Here is a 19,327-nt window from a genome sequence, read left to right as displayed (position 1 = left end):
TTCCCTCCCTCCGATATTACCGACTAAAGGAAACGTGTCAGACACGTCATACAACATTATAGTAGGAATATACAATTTGGTCAACAGTTGATTCTAGCGACTTTTCTATACCCTACGCTGTTCCTTTTTGTTCTTTTCTATCCTCTCATGGTTGCATCCGTTTGACAACAAAATCTAGTCATTCCTGCATCAAAATCCAGAAACTTTTTTGTAAGCGTTATCATGTATTTTTTAAAATGTTTTGTCAAAATGGGTGATGATGTGTCAAAATATAGACAATTATCAAATAAAGGAGTGTGACATCACTTATGAAAGAAGCAAAGCGCATCATCTGGGGATTGATTCTCGGGGTGATCCTCGGAATCATTCTTGCAACCTTACCGGATAAGTCGATTTATGAGGGATTGAATAAATATGCTTTACAACCCATCGGGACAATCTTCCTGAACCTGATTAAGATGCTCGTCGTACCGATCGTCTTCTTCTCGATCGCTCTCGGCGTCATGGGTCTTGGTAATCCAAAAGAGCTTGGTCGTGTCGGCGGAAAGGCAATCGGCTACTTCATGACGACGACGGCTGTCGCGATTGTCATCGCTCTCGGTTTGTCATTACTGATCAAGCCGGGTACGTTCGGTAACTTCGAGACGCAAGGTCTTGAATATGATAACGGAAATCTACCAGATACGAGCATAATCAACACAATCGTCGGTATGTTCCCGACGAACCCGATCACGTCGATGGCAGAAGGCAACATGTTACAAATCATCGTCTTCAGTGTCTTTATCGGTTTTGGAATCACGTTCCTCGGTAAAAAAGTCTCGACGTTACGGACATTCGTCGAACAAGGAAACGAATTGATGACGTACCTCATCACGCTCGTTATGAAGATGGCTCCGCTTGGAGCATTTGCCCTGATCGCATCAGCCGTCGGTTCACAAGGATTTGATTCCCTGAAGGCGATGGGACTTTATATGGGTGTTGTCATCTTGTCACTATTCGTCCATTCCGTATTGACGTATGGTTCGACCGTTTCACTTCTAGGGAAGATGAACCCGTTCTTCTTCTTTAAGAAGTTCGCACCTGTCATGTTGTTTGCTTTCTCGACGTCTTCATCGAACGCAACACTTCCTGTTGCGATGCAAACGGCTCAAAAAGAGTTGAAGGTTCCGCGTTCCGTCTCAAGTTTCGTCCAGCCTCTAGGTGCGACGATCAATATGGATGGAACAGCGATTATGCAAGGTGTCGCGACTGTCTTCATCGCGCAAGTCTACGCTGTTGACTTGACGCCAGGTCAACTTGCGACTGTCGTCCTGACAGCTGTTCTTGCATCGGTCGGAACAGCCGGTGTACCGGGTGTCGGTCTCGTCATGTTGACGATGGTTCTTCAATCGGTCAATCTACCGGTCGAAGGGATCGCTTTAATCATCGGTGTCGATCGCCTTCTTGATATGATGCGGACAGCTGTCAACATCACTGGTGACGCAGCATGTGCCGTCATCGTCTCGAAATCGGAAGAAGGTAATCTGAAAGAAGAAGAGAACGAAGAAACGGATGAGCGTTACGCTTGATTGCACGTTTCTCGACTGACGAAAAAGACGTTCCGCCAACTGCGGAACGTCCTTTTTTATCTGTTCACTTATTTCGATAAGACGAATGAGCTAAGTCCTTCGACACGAACCGTACCTGATACGTTACGGATTGCTTTGGTTCCTGCTTGTTTACCGTCTACAAGCAACTTCCATTTCCCTGTAGGTAGCTTCATATCGACTGCTGTTCGATTCGCATTATGAATGACGTAGAGATCATCCTTTTGTTGTGGCGCAGCATCATCTAATCGATAGGCGATGACTTGTGCCGGTGCTGTTTCAAACGTCAGGTAACGACGAATGTCTTTTGCTGTTGCTAAATGAAGTACTGGATTCTTTTTGCGTAACTCGATCAATCCTGTCATATAATCAACGTCTTGTTGACGGTCCATCTTCCGTTTCCAGTCGAGCTGGTTGACAGAATCCGGTGATTTATATGAGTTATGGTCGCCGCCCTTCGTCCGCATGAAGTCCTGTCCTGCATGGATGAACGTCGTTCCTTGTGACGTCAACAAGATGCTTGAAGCCAAACGATGCATCTTTGTCTTCGTTGCGTCATTGTCTTGCGGATTCGTCAGGTTCAACTTATCCCAGAGCGTATGGTTGTCATGTGCTTCAACGTAAGTGATGGCTTGATCTGGTTCTTGCGTAAATCCTTGAATCTCTTTGTCGTAAGCAATTTCTCCGACGATTCCGCGTTTGATGCGCGTTTCAAGACCGGTTGTTCCGTTAATGAAACCAGCATCTGAATCGATGAAGACGCTACCTTTGAGCGCATCGCGTAGATTGTCATTGAAATGTCCGATTCCTGGCATTTGTTTTGTATTCGTTTGGTTTGCCTTATCCGTCTCCGGAAGCGGTGTTCCAAGGCTCCACCCTTCTCCGAATACAAGAATCGACGGATCAATTCGTTTTGTCGCCTGTTTGACAGCATTCATCGTCTTGACGTCGTGAATGCCCATTAAGTCAAAGCGGAATCCGTCCCAGTGGTATTCTTTCGCCCAATATGAGACAGAGTCAACGATCAATTTGTGCATCATTTGACGCTCAGATGCTGTATCGTTTCCGACACCCGTTCCGTTCGCTAAATCGCCGCCTTCTGTATAACGGTAGTAATAACCAGGGACGATTTTATCAAGGTTTGATGCCTTTGCGTCAAACATGTGGTTGTAAACGACGTCCATGACAGCACGAAGTCCATTGTCATGTAGTCCTTGAATCATCTGCTTCATTTCTGTGATTCGGACTTTTGGATCATAGGGGTTTGTCGCATACGATCCTTCTGGTGCGTTATAGTTCTTCGGATCATAACCCCAGTTATACGATTTAAGCGGGTTCGTCTCATCGACGGACGCTGTGTTGAAATCATAGACTGGAATGAACTGAACGTGCGTGATGCCAAGTTCCTTCAGATGATCAAGCCCCGTCTTCGTCTTCGTTTTCTTACCATCCTTCGTCAAACGTGCACCTGGCTCGATGACGCCAAGGTACTTCCCTTTTTGTTTGATGCCTGAATCGTAACCTGAATTCGTCACATCAAACATCGATAAATCACGGACGTGTGATTCATAGATGATCGCGTCTGTCGCATGGCGAAGTGGCATTTTCCCATTCGTCCAGCGTTTTGGATCCGTCTCGCGTAAGTCGACGACGACACCTTGGTCGCCATTGACGGCGACTGCTGTCGCATACGGATCAACAGCACGCGTTGATTCTTTGGCGTGTTTGACTTCGTATGTGTATCCGACACCGTCAAGATCGCCCTTGACTGTTACTTGATACACACCACGATCCGTTCGTTCCATCTTGATTTCGCGCGTGATATCTTTTGTCGTAGCAGCTTCTTGTTTTGGTAAGCGATACAATTCGAGCTCGACGGCTTGTGCTGTCGGTGCCCAGACTTTAAACGTCGTCTTCGATTTTTGATAGTCGACACCGAGTTTTCCATCGTAGGCATACTTTTGGTCGAATGCTTTCGAACGGAGCACTTTACCTGCTTCAAGAATTGCTTCTCCAAAAACAGGATGAGATGCTCGGACGACTTTTGCTAAATCGATATCTGAAGTGACTTCGACTTTTACCGTTTTGGCATCGATTGCTGACACGACTGGATTCGTCACGCCTTCAAACGTAAATGCCTTTAAGTCTTCTTCCGTCAGCGGTGCATTCGTTTTTAATGTCATCGTCCGGAAGTCATCTGCTAAAAAGCTTGTGATTTTCGGTGTGCGATCAATTTCCGGTTTGCTGTAGTATACCGTCTGATCCCCTTCAATCAACCAGATGTCTTTCGCCCCTGCATAAAAGAAACGATCAGCTCCGTCTTTTTCCGACCAACCCTCAAGATGAGGAATGACGCCTGCAAGACGTGCTTTCGTCGGATTATCGAGCGTTACCTTGGCAACGGCACCGAACTCATCTTGCTTGTCGAACTCGAATCGCTTGCCATCTTGCTCTTCCGGCCAAGACCAGACACCATACTTGTCATAATCATTGTCATACCGGTAATAGTGGATGTTCGTGTCGATATTTTCGACATCTGCTCCATTGCTTGGATTGACTGTCGAGATGTTCTTGCTTCCCGACTCGATCCAGATTTCAGCAACACCATTTTTAATCATGTCTTTCGTGATGAAGCGATCATTCTCAGATCCCCCATCTTTGTTCCAGTTGTCATCTCGAACGATGAAGCCGATTTTTTCCGGCTGATCAACTGGGAATTCATAAGCTGCTATTTTTCCGTAAGCATCCTCACCGTTAAAAGCGTGGGCTTTATTCGGAAAATAATCCGGCCCATTTGCCCATAACCATAGATTCCAATCTTTTGTGGCATTCGGGTCTTCCTTGTAGTGAATGATGACCAATGTCGACTTCCCTTTTTCCAGTGCTTGACCGGATAAAGAGAGTCCACTAAATATCAGTGCAAACGTTAGCGCAACGATACAAACGAATCTCATGCGTTTCATACGGTAGCCATCTCCTTTTGGTATGTAATCGTTTTCATTTTGCATCCGTTTACAAGTCCTGTCAAAGCCTATTTCATCGATTTGATCGAAAATAAGACTTTTGAACCAATCACTTTTTTCAAAAATAATGATGTGTTACTTAAGAGAAAGATAGGAAAAAGCGCCTCCACAATCATTTGCTAGAGACGCTCAACCTTGTTTATTTGATGGTAATACTAATTATGACTTACGATCGCGCGAGAAGTTTAGCGATCGTCTGCTTCGTCTGTTCCATTGATTCGTCCGATGCAAAGAAATACCAGACACCATCACTTGCGATATATCCTTCTCCCTCGATTTTCAGCGGCTTCAATTGTTCGAACCCACGCTGATTCTCCTGCGCTAGCTGCGCTGCGACATCCAGTCCGATATTCGTCGTAAAGTTGTTTTTCATGACATCCGTGATCTTTTCGAGTTGCGTCAACAACTGTGGTCCAGCAAGCTTCATTCCGACTGCTTCTAGCACTTGACGCTGACGAATTTGTCGACCCATATCGCCGAGTGGATCTTGCTTTCGCATCCGAGCGTAACCACTCGCTTCAAGACCCGTCAGATGAATTTTCCCTTTCTCATACTCCTTTTGAAGACGACGGTCGTTCCAACTGAAGGCAGATGGATTGTCGACCGTGACACCCCCAACAGCATCGACCAACTCAATCAATCCATCCATGTTGATCTTCGCATAATAAGGAATATCGGTCTCAAACGTCTGCTCCACCGTTTCGACTGTCTCTTTCACCCCCCCATAGGCATAGGTATGATTAATTTTAGTCTTTTCGCCAGACGGAACGGTTACCTGCATATCTCTTGGAATGGACAGGGAAGTCGCTTGTCTTGTTTTTGGATTGAATGAAAGAAGCATGATGGCATCGGCACGTCCCTTATCATTTTTCCGTTCATCCACGCCAAGTAACAAGACATTGACCGGCTTCATCGATTCGAGTGGCTTCGGCCGCTCTCCATCTAACGGTGTTAAAAACGCGTCTGCCGTTTGCTTCACTTTTAAAAAAGCTAAACCAGCTGATGTACTAGCAATCAGAACGAACCCTAGTAGGAGCGCACTCAATACGCGCCAAACAAGGCGTGGTTTTCTTTTCGCCATTCGGGATCTCATGTCATGAACTCCTTCATAGTGTGTTTTCATACGTCTTCATTAATCCAGCAATGTTCGAGTTATGCAGGAACAACACGGAGTCGACTTGTTTTTGTTTAGCGAACTGCGAGACGTCGAATGATTTTGGCACATAACGAACGTCGACGACTTCCAGATTGGCACTTTTAGCAAGGAACGGTAAGACAGGATTCGCGAATGAATCCTTTAAGACGAGAATCGTTGGTCGATCATTCTTCGACTGCTCCTTCATCGACATGATGCCGTGATTGCCGCGCAAAAATACTTCATACCGATCGACGTAATCTCCCTCCTGCTGAACGAAGGATTCATCAATGATTGGACGATCGCATGCCCCGTCGTAACAGACATCGATCCCTTTAAAGAATGCTGGTCCATAATAAGCTAACTGATCACCGGACGTCGCGTACGCAAGCGTCGTCTTTCGCGCTAATGAACCATAATAGGCATGCTCATCCTCTTTACGATCTGCTTTTGATGGTGTGACCGGTTGCAATCCCATCCCCTTCGTAATCGTCTGGTATGCTGACGCTGCTCCGTCGATATTCCAGTGATGGTCCGTCTTGAAGTAGTCCGTTAGTTTTAATTGATCAAGTGACAAATTCGTCATCCCCGCAGCCTTGAAGTCACGAATCATTCCTGCGTAACGTGTCCGTGCATTCGAAGCAACATACGATGGGATCAACTGATCGCGTTCAGCAATGACCGTCTTCGATGGAGCTAGCGCCATATAGACGGGTCGATCGACTTCTTGCACGAATTGCTGAAACGCGTTTGGAATCTGGACTTGAGTCGAGGCACTCGGTTCGATCATATAGCCATTTTTAGCTGTATAGATTCCATTACGAAAAGGCTGTCTGAAGACATCCTTCGAGAGTAGCGCCTGCATCTCAACGAACGTCCCTCGCAAAAGTAGTTGGTCCGTGAAATACGTCTCCATCTTCAGCATGTCTTTTCCAGTCGCGATTCCTTCGATCGTCGGATCGACCGATTGTGCGAGTGTACGATTTTCTAGCTGAGAACGCACACGGTCTTCTCGGACGATCGTACCAATACCAATCGTTAACAAGATGAGTAAAAAACTGATCGTCGTCACCCACATCATGATCCGTTCAAAAGAAGTCGTCCGTTTTTGTCCCTGCTTATTTTCTGTTTCAAGTGGCTGTGCCATCAGTAGACCTCCTTTTTAGAAGCGGAAATAGATGAATGGATTAAACGTACTTGCAACAAGTGCTGATGTCGCCAAAAATAGTAGCAACATCGCATATCCATACTGCATCGTCGTACCAATTCTTCCGAGTGACACAACTAATCGCTCTCCGATGATTTTCGGAATCGGTGTCGCTGCGATGCACGCGACAAGCAGTAGAACACCATTTTGGACAAGCTGGTAGCTCGCGCGTTCATCCCAGATCACATCTGGTACGAACATCGCTTGAATGTACGTAACGGCTTCCGGGAACGTCTCTGAACGGAAGAATACCCAACCGACCAACACGAGTACGAGTGTCCAAACGGTTGAGAAGACTGGCGTTTTCTCCAACCATTTCCCGAGAAATGCTTTCTCGAGCATGATCCAGATTCCGTAATACGCTCCCCACGCGACGAACGTCCAACTCGCACCATGCCAAAGACCTGTCAGCATCCAGACAATTGCTAAGTTGCGATACTGTAACCACGGTGAGACACGATTTCCACCAAGCGGGATGTAGACATAATCCCGAAACCATGATCCAAGCGAAATATGCCATCGACGCCAAAATTCAGAAACAGACTTTGAAATGTAGGGATAGTTAAAATTCTCAAGAAAATGAAATCCGAACATCAAAGCTAGTCCAATCGCCATATCACTGTATCCCGAAAAATCGAAATAGATTTGTAAGGCGTAGGCGATGATGCCGATCCAAGCAAGCCCCATCGAAAGATCTTTCATATTGAAGATGGCATCCGCGACCTGACCACATCCATTGGCAAGAATCAGTTTTTTAGCTAAGCCGATCGTAAACCGACGAACCCCTCGGGCAAAATCGGAAACCGTCTCTTCTCGTGACTCGATTTGGCTCGCAATCGTGTTATAGCGAACGATCGGACCCGCGACGAGTTGGGGAAAGAACGCGATATAAAGGGCGAGGTCAAGCGGATTCTTTTGCACCGCTTCCTTCCCTTTGTAGATGTCGATGACATAACTCATCGCATGAAACGTATAGAACGAGATTCCGAGTGGCAAGACGACTTCTGGTACGAACCATCCTAATCCGAATGTCTCGTTGACTGAACGAACAAAAAATCCGCTGTACTTGAACCAGCCGAGTAACCCCAGATTGACTGTGATCATACTGAACATGATCCATTTGACGCCGATTCGGTGTCGATATAGATCGACGAACAAGGCGAAGAAGTAGTTGATCGTGACACTCAGTAGCATCAGCAACGCAAAACGTGGTTCTCCGAATGCATAAAAGAATAGACTCGTCACTAATAACCAGCCATTTCGGAAGCTGCGTGGGAGTAGGTAATAGACGATCAACACAGTCGGTAAGAACAGAAATAAGAATATCGTCGAACTAAATAGCATACGTCGCTTCCTCCCCTGCCGTGACATGTTGCACAATCTGAATGTCCCGGAGATGGACCCGGAAGCTCCCCTCTTGCAAGAACTTCCATGCCACCTTGAAATACTTCGCTCCCGGTACTCGTTTCATCTGTACATGAACGACTGTCTCATTCGTCAATGTGACGGTTTCCGTTTCGGATCCCATCCGTTTTTTCTGTCCATACTGCATCTTGAATAACTGAACGACACATGGTGCATCGACTTCGAAATGACAGGTCACCTCGATGAGATCTCCTGTAATCGTGGCGTCTGACCGGTATAACTTTGAAGGAGGATGTTGAAATCCTTGATCAAACAACTGAATGTACAATTTGTCGTCTGCCGTCGCTTCTTGAAAATCAAAATAGACACCATCTGTAGCATCCTCAAGCAAGATTTTTTCCTGCGTTCCGAATGGAAAGAATTGATAAATCGCTGGAGGAATACGTTGACTCATACAGGTACCTCACTCATGATGGCATCGACGATTCGCTCCGCCGCTTGTCCATCGCCATAAGGATTCGCCGCTTGTGCCATCGATTGGTAGAACACCTGATCCGTTAACAATTGATGACTCATCGTATAAATCATCTCTGGATTCGTCCCGACGAGCTTCAACGTTCCAGCTTCGACCCCTTCTGGACGCTCTGTCGTCTCCCGTAAGACAAGGACAGGCACGCCGAGCGAAGGTGCTTCCTCTTGAATCCCACCTGAGTCGGTCAGAATGAAGGATGCCCGAGCCGCAAGATTATGGAAGTCAAAGACATCAAGCGGTTCGATCAATTGAATCCGCGGATGATGCTCCAAGCGAGCTGCCGCTTCTAGTACGACCGGATTCGGATGAACCGGATAGACGATTTCGATTTCTGGATGATCATTTGCTAATCGTTCAATCGCCTCAAAAATCGTTGCCAGTTGTAAATGATTCTCACGGCGATGAACGGTCAGCAAGACAAGTTTTCGTCCCGACTTCTCTAGGCGCGATAGGACAGGATGCGTATATGTCGGTGATACAGTCGTCTTCAACGCATCGATGACCGTATTACCGGTTACGATGATCGGTGTCTGCTTGTTCTCAGCACGTAAGTTCATTGCAGCCTGTTCAGTCGGTGCAAAATGATAATCCGCCAACACACCTGTCAATTGACGATTCATCTCTTCTGGGAACGGCGCATACTTTTCATATGTCCGTAGTCCTGCTTCCACATGACCGACTGGAATCTGTTGATAGAACGCCGCTAAAGAAGCAGCGAACGTCGTCGTCGTATCCCCATGGACAAGGACGAGATCCGGCTGTTCCTTTTCGAGGACGCGACGCATCGCGTTTAAAATACGCGCCGTCATTTCCTCTAACGTCTGACGCGGACGCATCAAATCCAAGTCATGGTCCGGAGTGATTTCGAACAGTTCAAGGACCTGATCGAGCATCTCTCGGTGTTGTGCTGTAACGACGACGATTGGTTCGACGTCCTGACGATTTTCAAGTGCTTTGACGACCGGCGCCATTTTGATCGCCTCTGGTCGTGTTCCGAATACAAGCATGACACGTTTCATTTACTTCATCCCCTATCTCATTTCATGACGATTGTTCAATCGTCTCGCCCATCATCTGCTGATCCACGGAACCGATCCGTTCCGTTCGTTTCTTAGCTACGTAATGGGAGGCTTGCTTTTTTGATAACTGTTTGTACCAATATAGATATTTATTGTATTCAGCCAACGTTTCGTTCGTCGGACCAAATAGACGTACTTCCCCGTATTCCAACCAAAGGATTTTTGTACAGAAACTCTTTACCTGGCTGAGCGAATGACTGACGAAAAAAATCGTTTTCCCTTGATCGCGGAATTCACGCATCTTATCGAGGCACTTTTCGGTAAACGTTTGGTCTCCGACTGAGAGTGCTTCGTCGATGATCAAGATATCTGGATTAATATGAATCGAGATCGCAAAACCAATTCGAGCTCGCATGCCGCTCGAATATGTCTTGACCGGCTGATCGATGAACTCCCCAATATCAGCGAACTCTAAAATTTCTGGAGTAATCGTCTCGATTTGGCGTTTCGTCAAGCCCATCATCAGCCCTTTTAATTCAATGTTATCTCGCCCTGTCAGTTGACTATTCAATCCACTAGAGATGGCAATCAAGGCTGACTTCCCACCCAATGTGACCCGACCGTACGTCGGTGGTGTCACGTTAGCAAGCAGATGCGATAGTGTCGATTTCCCACTTCCGTTGATGCCAACGACACCGACGATTTCTCCCTCTTCCACAGAAAAGGAGACGTTCTTCAGAGCATAGAACGATTTTCCATTCACCTTACCGAACAACACTTCTTTTAGCTTGTCGATCGGTCGGGCATAGAGCATGTACCGTTTCGATACATTCTCAAACACGACATGACCCATCGTTCTCCCTCCTATACGTAATCGATGAAATAGCGTCGGAATCGAATGTGAATCGATGCTCCAACAAGTAAGATTGCGAGCGTCATACACCAGAAGTACACGCCGTACCACATATGATCGAGCAGATAACCCGTTCCGATGAGTGCGGACCGATATCCCTCAATCAAATAAACGAGCGGGTTTAGCATCAACAACATCTTGAATAACGAGTGATCTGGCGGAATCCACATGATTGGCGTTAAATACATCAGCATGCGGATCGCAGATGTCACCATGTTTTGTACATCTCGAATCATCGTCGCAAGTGCGGATAACAATAAGGAAACCGCATAAAGGAACACGACGCCCGCCGGTACGATATATAGAAGTTCAAACGTATGCCATCCCGGGAAGTAACCGAAGGCACACCCTAAAATGATCGTCAAAGCAATCATCGCGAGATGACGGTAGAATTGTGCCAAAATGACATACGCTGGAATCGTACTTAGTGGAAAGTGCATCTTCGAGACGAGGGCAACCCGACCATAAATCGACCGGGAACCACTTGGAATCGTACTGCCGATGAAGAACCAAGCAATCAATCCGCTGACGAGCCAAAAGACGAATGGAATTCCATCGACTGGATGCCCACCACGAATCCCGAAGCCGAATACGACCCAGTAGACACCGATTTGGAGAAGTGGCGTCATGATCTCCCAAAACCAACCCAGGTATTGCATGCTATATTGACTCTTTGTTTCATAAAGCGAGAGTCGAAAGATCAGATACAGATGATCCTTCAACTCTCTCCCAATCGTTCGTAACGCGTTCATATCGCTTTCGCATCCACTTCCGTCACGCGGTGCGTATGCAAATTACCGAAGTTCAGGACTTTGACAGCGTCGAGCGCTTTGACGATCCCTTTCGTATCAAAGAGTAACGGTGTCCGCATGTAGTTTGCGAGACGACGTGAATCGAATTGTTTGAATTCATCGTGGTCGACTAAGACAAGCGCTAGATCGGCGCCTTGAATCGCCTCCAGCTCATCGACGAGTTCGAAACGTGTCGAAATCGAGCGTTCGACGTGCGGATCACAGACAGCGACGTCAAGTCCACGGTCGAGTAATTGTTCAATGACTTCGACAGCTGGACTCTCGCGCATGTCGTCGACGTTTCCTTTATACGTGACACCAAAGACGGCGATTTTTGGACGGACACGCGAACCGACGAGACGAGCTGCTTGTTCGGCAACGAATTGTGGCATCTGAACGTTCGTTTGTCGTGCCGTATGAATGATGCGAGCAAGCGATGGGGCTTTTGCGACGATGAAGTACGGATCGACTGCGAGACAGTGACCACCCACTCCCGGTCCCGGATGATGCAAGTTCACCCGTGGGTGCATGTTCGCCATCTCAATCACATCTAAGACGTTGATCTCTAGCTGATGACATACTTGCGTCAATTCATTTGCGAGAGCAATGTTGACATCGCGGAACGTATTCTCCATCAACTTCGACATTTCGGCTGTTTTGGCATCGGTCCGGACAATCTCACCTTGAACGAATGTTTCGTAGACGGCAGCTCCTGCCTCCGCACACGCTGGCGTCAACCCACCGACGATGCGGTTATTATGGATAAGTTCATGTAAGATTTGTCCTGGTAAGACACGCTCTGGGCAATGGACGACATAGACGTCTTCACCAATCGTAAAGCCGGCTTCTTCAATCAATGGACGAACATGGTCATCCATCGTACGTGGTGCAATCGTCGATTCGACGATAACGACATTCCCTTTTTCAAGGAAGGGTAGCATGTTATTAACCGCTGAAATGACATATTTCAAATCACACGATTTATACGTATCGTTTAAGTTAGGAGTTGGAACGGCGATTAAGAAGACATCTGCTCGTTCTGGCGTAAGTGTCGCTCGGAATTTTCCGTTCGCGACGACTCGTTTGATGACATCCTCGAGTCCTGGTTCTTCAATATGAATCGTTCCCGTGTTCAGAAGATTGACGATTTGTGGATCGATGTCGACACCTACGACTTCCGTGCCATGATCCGCGAACATCGCAGAAGAAGGTAATCCAATATATCCTAGTCCGATTGTGCAAAGTTTCATTTTGTCATTCCTCCATCGAGTTAGTCATACTAGCCAACGAACGGTCTGTGGCTTGGCTGTAACTAGACCATAACGACATTTCCTTTGCTTTCCAATGCTTCTAACCATCTCTTAAACCATTCTTCACAGACCTTACATTTCCAGTGTTTTCTATCGTTTTTGTAAATCTTATGAAGCTTTCGCGAATCCTTCGTGTCTATTCGAATGAAACAAAACGACTCGTCAGGAATCCGCCTTCATTGCACGTGGATTTCCCTTCGAGTCGTTGACTATTTTTCTTATTTTGCGCTAGATTCCATGAAAATCGAGTCATAGACAGCAAGAAGTCGACCTTTTTCTTGCTCCCAGTTGTATTGTCTCCTTGCTACGCTTGCTCGTTCCTGCATCGCCCGTCGCAAGTTCTCATCCTTCACTAGACGATTGACCGCCTCGGCGATACTCTGCGGTGATTCGACATCGACGATTAATCCAACTCCTTCTGTTTCGACGACACGACGGATTTCTGGTAAGTCGGCCGCGATGACAGGAATCAACGCCGCCATGTATTCGAATAGTTTATTCGAAGAAGCGGAATAATGATTGAAGCAAACGTTCTGGAGGACTTGAAAGCCGACCGTCGCCGCTGCCGTGTAACTGGGTAGTTCAGCAAGTGGAACCTTATCAATGAAGCGGATACGAGACTTTTCCGATGATTGCGTGGCCAGTTGCATCAGTTTCCCTTTTAACTTTCCATCTCCAACGAAAATAAGTGTTCCTCGATCGATGAACGGCATCGCTTCAATGAGTCGCTCCAGTCCACGTCCTTCCTGGATCCCGCCTTGATACAACAAAATCGGCTCGTCTGGTGCGAGTGCTAACTCTTCGCGTAACGGTCGCGGTTGCGGAATAATCGGTTCGTAAAAAGGATAATTGTGCAAGACGGATGGTCGGGTTCCATATAATTTTTGATGATAATCTGCACGCGTGTCATTTTCAACGATTGTCTGGTCGACGAATCGAAGCAACCAGCGTTCTAATTTCCCTTGCATGCTTCCGTATCCTGTCCGATCGGTCTGGACTTCATGCGAGTCATAGACGATTTGTGCACCACGCGCCGCCCCAATCGCTTGTGGTAACGTATTGACATCGTTCGCATGCATGACGTCATAATCATGCTTCCGGGCAGTACGTGTCATACGAAGAATGCCGAAACTGTTATATAGGGCGTAACGGATGAATCGACTTCGCATGAGTAAAAAGAGCACGAGCATCACGGGAATGAGCCATGGCGCAAGAAGCGCACCTATCACGCCGATGACAAGGGTCCGTTTTTTCCGTTTGCGAAAGAACGGGAGCCACCTCGCAAAAGGTGGCGTCCGGTCGATTCGAATGACGCGAAACCCTGACATCGGGTATTCGACTTCTGGAAGTGTGCCGTCATTGAGACAGTATAGGTCCACGCGGTGTCCTGCTTCGACGAGTGCTGTACATTCACGCAAGACACGAGCGTCATTCGTAAACGGATTCCAAACAAACATTCCAATTCGCTTCATTCTGCGACCACCTTTCGTGACTGCGTTTGTTCGATGGCGTCAAACAAGCGCTGTTGATTTTGTTCCCAATCGAAATGGCGTTGGACGTAATCCACACCCGCCCGTCCCATCGCTGCACGTTTCTCTGGATTTCGTGATAACTCGAGAATATGATCGACGATCTCCTCTTTTTTCCGCTGGACAGACACATAACCGGCTCCTGCTTCTTCGATGACATGCGCCGCATGACCGGATACCGCACCGACGATGGCACAGCCCATCGCCATGTAGTCGATGATTTTGCCTGGTGTCACTGTATCGAACGCTGTACTCTCGACGAGTGTCGCAAAGGCGATGTCACTCTTCGCGAGTTGTTTCAACGCATCCCAGCGTGGCATCGCGTCAAGAAACTCGATATTCGTCAATCCACGTTCCTTGACGAGTCGTTCGAACGTTTGCTTGTGATAGCCGTAACCGACGACTTGAAAGCAGATATCCTGTTCTTGTTGAAGTTCCTGTGCGACGTCAAGCAACAAGAACACATCTTGTGCGAGTCCGATATTCCCTGTATACACGACGCGGACTTGTTCCGATACTTTTCGGCGTTTGATCAACCACTCATTTTCCTCGATGGAGTTCGGGATGTAATGAATTTTTTCCGGTGCAATGCCCCGCCCTTCAATATACGATCGAAACCCCTCACTGTTGATGACCAATTGATCTGCCTGACGATACATCCACTTTTCAAGCCAGTAGAGCGGAGTCAATAAGAGACGCGATTTCGTGATTCCGACGCCAATCAACGATTCCGGCCATAAATCACGTACATCGAGAATCAAAGGAGCCTTTTTGACATGTTTCGCGACGACCCCGACGAGTCCCATGAAGATGGATGGCGTCGTCGCATAGATGTAGGCATAGGATTTCGGGTCTTGTCGCACCTCTTTTACCGCGAGCACGAATTGTTCCACGAATAAACGAAGACGCCGCCATAAATTATTCGTCGCCCGGACGTCACGCGGTTGGATACGGGTCACATGTGCCGTATCGAGACTCGGTTCATCCCAGAACATCGAGTCCGTATAAAGTTCTGCCGTCGGATAGAGCGGTTCTGACGTCAACACATGGACGTCACTTCCCGCTTGTTCCATCCGCTTGAAGATATTCTTCATTCGGTTTGCCGCACTCCCGATTTCCGGATAGAAATTTTGACAAATCATCAAGACGTTCATCGACGACTCCGGCGCTGCTTGAGTTGACGTCGGAACTTCCAGTAGCGGACGACGATTTTTCCGAGCTTTGATCGCGCGAGTGAGCGGTATTTTGATTTCCATGATGCATTCGCCTCCAGCAATTCCAGATTTGTCACCAATGATCCTTCGAATCGATCAAGCAGTGCGGCATATTGTTCTTCGAGCATCTTGTATTGTTCACGCTGTTCCTGTAGTTGCTGTTCATGGCGTAGCAATTCGACTTGAGCGTGTTCCAATTGGTCCGTTTGTTCCCCTAACCGCTGAACTTTTCGTTCTAGATTCTGTTGCTTGCGTTTTAAATCAATGATCGTTGCGAGATGCAATCGTTCCACCTCTTCAAAGGCGTCTTCAAGCCATTCGACTTCCGCCGGTAGAATCGATCGACCGGATCGAGGTTCCGGATAGACTTGAATCGTGATCCCAAGCCACTTATCAATCCGCTCGATCGTCTCGATCTTACCGAAGGGTGTCAACTGTTCAAGCAGTCGGTTTAAATAATACGTCCGTTTGTGATCCGCATAATCGTTCACTCCAAATGGAACTGTGATGACGAGTCGTCCTTCTGGTGCGATGAACGAGACGGCACGGGCGATAAAGCGCTCTGGCTCCCCGATATGTTCCAGTACTTCCGTCATCAAGACTGTATCGAATTGAATGTCAGGTGTGTACGTCATGACATTTGCTTCATGTAATTCCACTTTTTCTTTTACGGATGCCGGTTCTTCAAGTAACGCTTGTTTGGCCTCGATGATCGCTTCTGGTAACACATCGATCCCGATGACATGTTTCCCTTCGCGTCCGAGCAAAATCGGGACGACTCCACCCGAACAACCAATATCTAAAATGTGCTCTCCTTTTGCTTGTCGAACGATCCAGTGAACACGCGCGCGGACTTTTTTACCGAATCCACCGCCTAACTGATCGTAGTAGGCAGCTCGGATTTGATCCTTGGGGCGTGCTGTTTTCATCGATGCCGTCATTTTTGCACCTCCTCGAGTAGTAAGTGTTGAAGTCGATCCGTCTCCTGTCGATCTGCAAGCTCCATGAATCGACGAATCAACGGGTTCGTCAACGTGATGGGTTCATAGAATCCGATGATCGTGCGTAGTAATGCGACACTCGGTGCAAAGTCCTTATCACTGCAGTAGCGTAACTTGACAAGATACCAATGCTCAAAGAAATGCTCGAATCGAGTTTCCTTGTATTCCTCTAGCACTCCATAACGAGCGAATTTCTCGGCTCGTGCCCGCTCTCGGACGACACTTCGTTCAAAGAACTTCACCGTCAATGCATTCACGGTTGACCCTGCAACGGCTGCGTAATAATAATGGATGACTCGATTGACGAGTAAGACACGGTTCGCGCGAAGCATCAATTCTTGGAAGAACAAGGAGTCCTGACCGACCGCACCGACGACTTGTTCCAATTGATGTTCAAGCAGGAAGGTACGACGGACGACGAGTGCTTGAATGCTTTGTACCGCAAACCGATGTTTCAATAGAAAAGCTTTCGGATCCTCACAAACCGTTCGTCCTTGTTTACGAATCGTTGGCAAGGCGATGATGCTCGTCTTCTCGGCAAGCTTTTTCATATGCCCTGCCACAAAATCAAGTGATGGATCTTTTTCTAGTTCTTGAAGCAAAAAGGCATATCGATCACTGAGTACCTCGTTATCCGGATCAAGGAACGTCACATAGTCAGCTCGTGCCATCTCGACTCCTTTGTTACGCGGACGTGAAGCACTACCGCTTCCGCCTGTCTCGAAGAAATAAGTTCTGACATTTCCATAGCGTCGCGCGAGACGCTCTACGGCTTGACGTGTCGCTATGTCCGTCGATCCATCATCTACGAGTAAAATCTCCGACTCCATGAATCGATCCATCCGCGTTAGACTGGCGAAACATTTATACGTGAGGTGTTTCCCATTGTTATAGATCGGAACGACGACCGACAGTTGCGGGGTCTGATTCGTCGGAACTACCGTCTGCTCGTTCCACTCAAATTGATCGATCAACAGTGTTTTTCCGTTCAGTTCATCTGCCTGGAACATGTCATATCCGATAGCTGACCGCCAAACAATCGCACCGTTTCGGCTACCGCTCATCTCTTGTACATGATACGGATGCTCGCTTCCCTTTCGGACGATGCTGGCATCGCTATATTTAAAGCCATTCACGAGGTCCTCTAAATAATATTCGCCATAAGATTCCTGTCCATCCATCCAAGCAACGAGATCCGCTTGATCATAGGTTTGCTCCGTCAACGTATCCGCTGAGACGATTTCGTCTGGTGTGAGACTTTGGCGATCAATCACGTCACGAATGGCTTCCCCATCCTGGGCGACGACGATGAGTAAGCGATGTTTCCGTGTTTCAGGTACTCGTCCAATGAACGCTAGGATCTGATCCATCCGTTCGAAGACCGTATGCTCCGTCATGACGGCACGAAGTCCTTCTGCCCGTAACCGTTCGATTTCATCCTGTGACGTACGTTCCACGATTGCCGTCGCCTCCTGTGCGTCATGCACAGTGAAGATATTCGGAAACTCGTTGTTGACGGCGATACTGTAATTCGACAAGATCAAATTCCCGAGTGCTTGCGATTCATAAACGCGACGAGCACACATCGTTTTACTGTATTTGATGCTATTCAGGTTCAAGACCCAGTCGTAACATTTACTGACTTGTTGTAAAGCATCGTAAGGAATCGCTGGTGCGACCCGTGATTGATAGCGCTCCGGAAACTGATAGGCTGGTAAGTCGAGATGATAATTCCGGTCCACGATATCGAGTTCGTGCGAGGATTGCATCACCCCATCAAACAACATCTCCGTATCTTTAACACGCTCCGGATATTTCGCCATCCAGCTACCGGCAAATAAAACACCTTTCTTTCGGCTACGTGTCGCTCCGATCGGATTGTGAATCAATGGATTGACACCAAACGGCATCGCCATGATCCGATCATGACCACATAAGACGCGGTATTCAGGAATCATCGCCTCATCTGAAGTCAGGACATAATCGGCAGCTTGCGCCACGTCTTGAAACCGTTCATGATTGCTCGGATCTTCCGTCGATTGAAAGACGACTGGAATTCCTTTGGCTTTGACTTCCTGCATCATCGAAAGCAGTCGTTGACGTTTCTTTGAATTCGGTGTGGCGACACCTTTCCAATCGTCTCCTCGTAACCCCTTCCATGAGGAAACGACTAAAAAGAGATCAATCTCACGCTCGAAGACTTCTTCGAATGTATGCGCATTGACGTAGTGGAGATGAACGGCATCTTCATAATAGGCATACATGAATTCCGAGCAGACGATTGCCATCTCGATTGGTCGCTTTTCATAGTAACGCGTCGTCGTCCGGACCGGAATCTCCGAGACATCCAATTGATTCAGCAGTGATGCTTGGCTATTTTGTCGATAACGTGTCGTCGTGTTATTAGAAGTTCGAACCGTCGGCAGTCGCAAGACGTCTAACTGACGGAGTTTTTCGAGTGCATCTTTACTTGCGGTCGTCGCGCTCGTAAGCCGTTTTTTCTCTTCGCGGACCCAGTTCAGTTGTTGCATGATTTGTCGTTTCCATTTTTGATCACTCACACGTAAACACCCTTCCTCTTTTCAACTCTTTCTTAGTCTACGGAAGCAGTTCAAAGGCTACTTGAAGGACTTGCAAGGTTTTTGTAAAGACTTAGTGAAGCTTTTTTGGATTTTCCTTACATTCCAGTTCAGTCAACCTGT

General features: G+C 47.4%; 13 protein-coding genes and 1 pseudogene. 1 reads left to right on the top strand and 13 read right to left on the bottom strand.

Annotation, left to right across the window (positions count from 1 at the left end):
* The first annotated feature begins 308 nt into the window (after positions 1-308).
* The gene (locus tag KNQ11_RS00820) at positions 309-1,568 is read left to right on the top strand and encodes a dicarboxylate/amino acid:cation symporter (protein ID WP_214769003.1); all 1,260 of its coding nucleotides are present in this window, start codon (positions 309-311) and stop codon (positions 1,566-1,568) included.
* 68 nt (positions 1,569-1,636) lie between these two features.
* Here the strand turns inward: KNQ11_RS00820 and pulA are convergent, their stop codons facing one another.
* The 13 genes and pseudogenes from pulA to KNQ11_RS00755 all read right to left on the bottom strand — a co-directional run bounded on the left by pulA (position 1,637) and on the right by KNQ11_RS00755 (position 19,186).
* Positions 1,637-4,549, bottom strand: a complete 2,913-nt coding sequence (pulA, locus tag KNQ11_RS00815; protein ID WP_214769001.1) for a type I pullulanase — start codon at positions 4,547-4,549, stop codon at positions 1,637-1,639.
* Between the two features lie 226 nt (positions 4,550-4,775).
* Positions 4,776-5,690 carry an LCP family protein gene (locus KNQ11_RS00810; protein WP_235147623.1) on the bottom strand — a complete coding sequence of 305 codons (915 nt, stop codon included), beginning with the start codon at positions 5,688-5,690 and terminating at the stop codon, positions 4,776-4,778.
* Positions 5,691-5,715: 25 nt separating this feature from the next.
* Entirely contained in the window at positions 5,716-6,891 is a 1,176-nt protein-coding gene (locus KNQ11_RS00805) for a DHHW family protein (protein ID WP_064300325.1), read from the bottom strand.
* Between the two features lie 15 nt (positions 6,892-6,906).
* Complete coding sequence (locus KNQ11_RS00800) at positions 6,907-8,295, bottom strand: MBOAT family O-acyltransferase (protein WP_214768999.1); 1,389 nt, start codon at positions 8,293-8,295, stop codon at positions 6,907-6,909.
* Positions 8,285-8,770: a hypothetical protein gene (locus KNQ11_RS00795; protein WP_149426935.1), complete on the bottom strand. Its 486-nt coding sequence runs from the start codon at positions 8,768-8,770 to the stop codon at positions 8,285-8,287. Before KNQ11_RS00795 ends, KNQ11_RS00800 begins: the two co-directional genes overlap by 11 nt.
* The gene (wecB, locus tag KNQ11_RS00790; RefSeq protein ID WP_023467472.1) at positions 8,767-9,867 is read right to left on the bottom strand and encodes a non-hydrolyzing UDP-N-acetylglucosamine 2-epimerase; all 1,101 of its coding nucleotides are present in this window, start codon (positions 9,865-9,867) and stop codon (positions 8,767-8,769) included. The genes KNQ11_RS00795 and wecB overlap by 4 nt, the downstream gene beginning before the upstream one ends.
* Positions 9,868-9,979: 112 nt before the next feature.
* A pseudogene (tagH, locus tag KNQ11_RS00785) lies at positions 9,980-10,720 on the bottom strand (teichoic acids export ABC transporter ATP-binding subunit TagH); the annotation flags it as partial.
* An 11-nt stretch (positions 10,721-10,731) separates the two neighbouring features.
* Entirely contained in the window at positions 10,732-11,532 is an 801-nt protein-coding gene (locus tag KNQ11_RS00780) for an ABC transporter permease (protein WP_214768998.1), read from the bottom strand.
* The gene (locus tag KNQ11_RS00775) at positions 11,529-12,821 is read right to left on the bottom strand and encodes a nucleotide sugar dehydrogenase (protein WP_149426934.1); all 1,293 of its coding nucleotides are present in this window, start codon (positions 12,819-12,821) and stop codon (positions 11,529-11,531) included. Before KNQ11_RS00775 ends, KNQ11_RS00780 begins: the two co-directional genes overlap by 4 nt.
* Positions 12,822-13,099: 278 nt before the next feature.
* A complete protein-coding gene (locus KNQ11_RS00770) occupies positions 13,100-14,353 on the bottom strand; it encodes a glycosyltransferase family 4 protein (RefSeq protein WP_214768996.1) in 1,254 nt (417 codons plus the stop codon).
* On the bottom strand, positions 14,350-15,666 hold the full coding sequence (locus KNQ11_RS00765) for a glycosyltransferase family 4 protein (protein WP_251139601.1): 1,317 nt from the start codon (positions 15,664-15,666) through the stop codon (positions 14,350-14,352). Before KNQ11_RS00765 ends, KNQ11_RS00770 begins: the two co-directional genes overlap by 4 nt.
* On the bottom strand, positions 15,561-16,565 hold the full coding sequence (locus tag KNQ11_RS00760) for a class I SAM-dependent methyltransferase (RefSeq protein WP_244290100.1): 1,005 nt from the start codon (positions 16,563-16,565) through the stop codon (positions 15,561-15,563). The genes KNQ11_RS00765 and KNQ11_RS00760 overlap by 106 nt, the downstream gene beginning before the upstream one ends.
* A complete protein-coding gene (locus KNQ11_RS00755) occupies positions 16,562-19,186 on the bottom strand; it encodes a glycosyltransferase (protein ID WP_214768993.1) in 2,625 nt (874 codons plus the stop codon). The genes KNQ11_RS00760 and KNQ11_RS00755 overlap by 4 nt, the downstream gene beginning before the upstream one ends.
* Between the last annotated feature and the right edge of the window lie 141 nt (positions 19,187-19,327).

Source organism: Exiguobacterium sp. s39 (assembly GCF_018618925.1).
Taxonomy (GTDB): Bacteria; Bacillota; Bacilli; order Exiguobacteriales; family Exiguobacteriaceae; genus Exiguobacterium_A; species Exiguobacterium_A abrahamii.
This window is presented reverse-complemented; position numbering and strand designations above follow the sequence as displayed.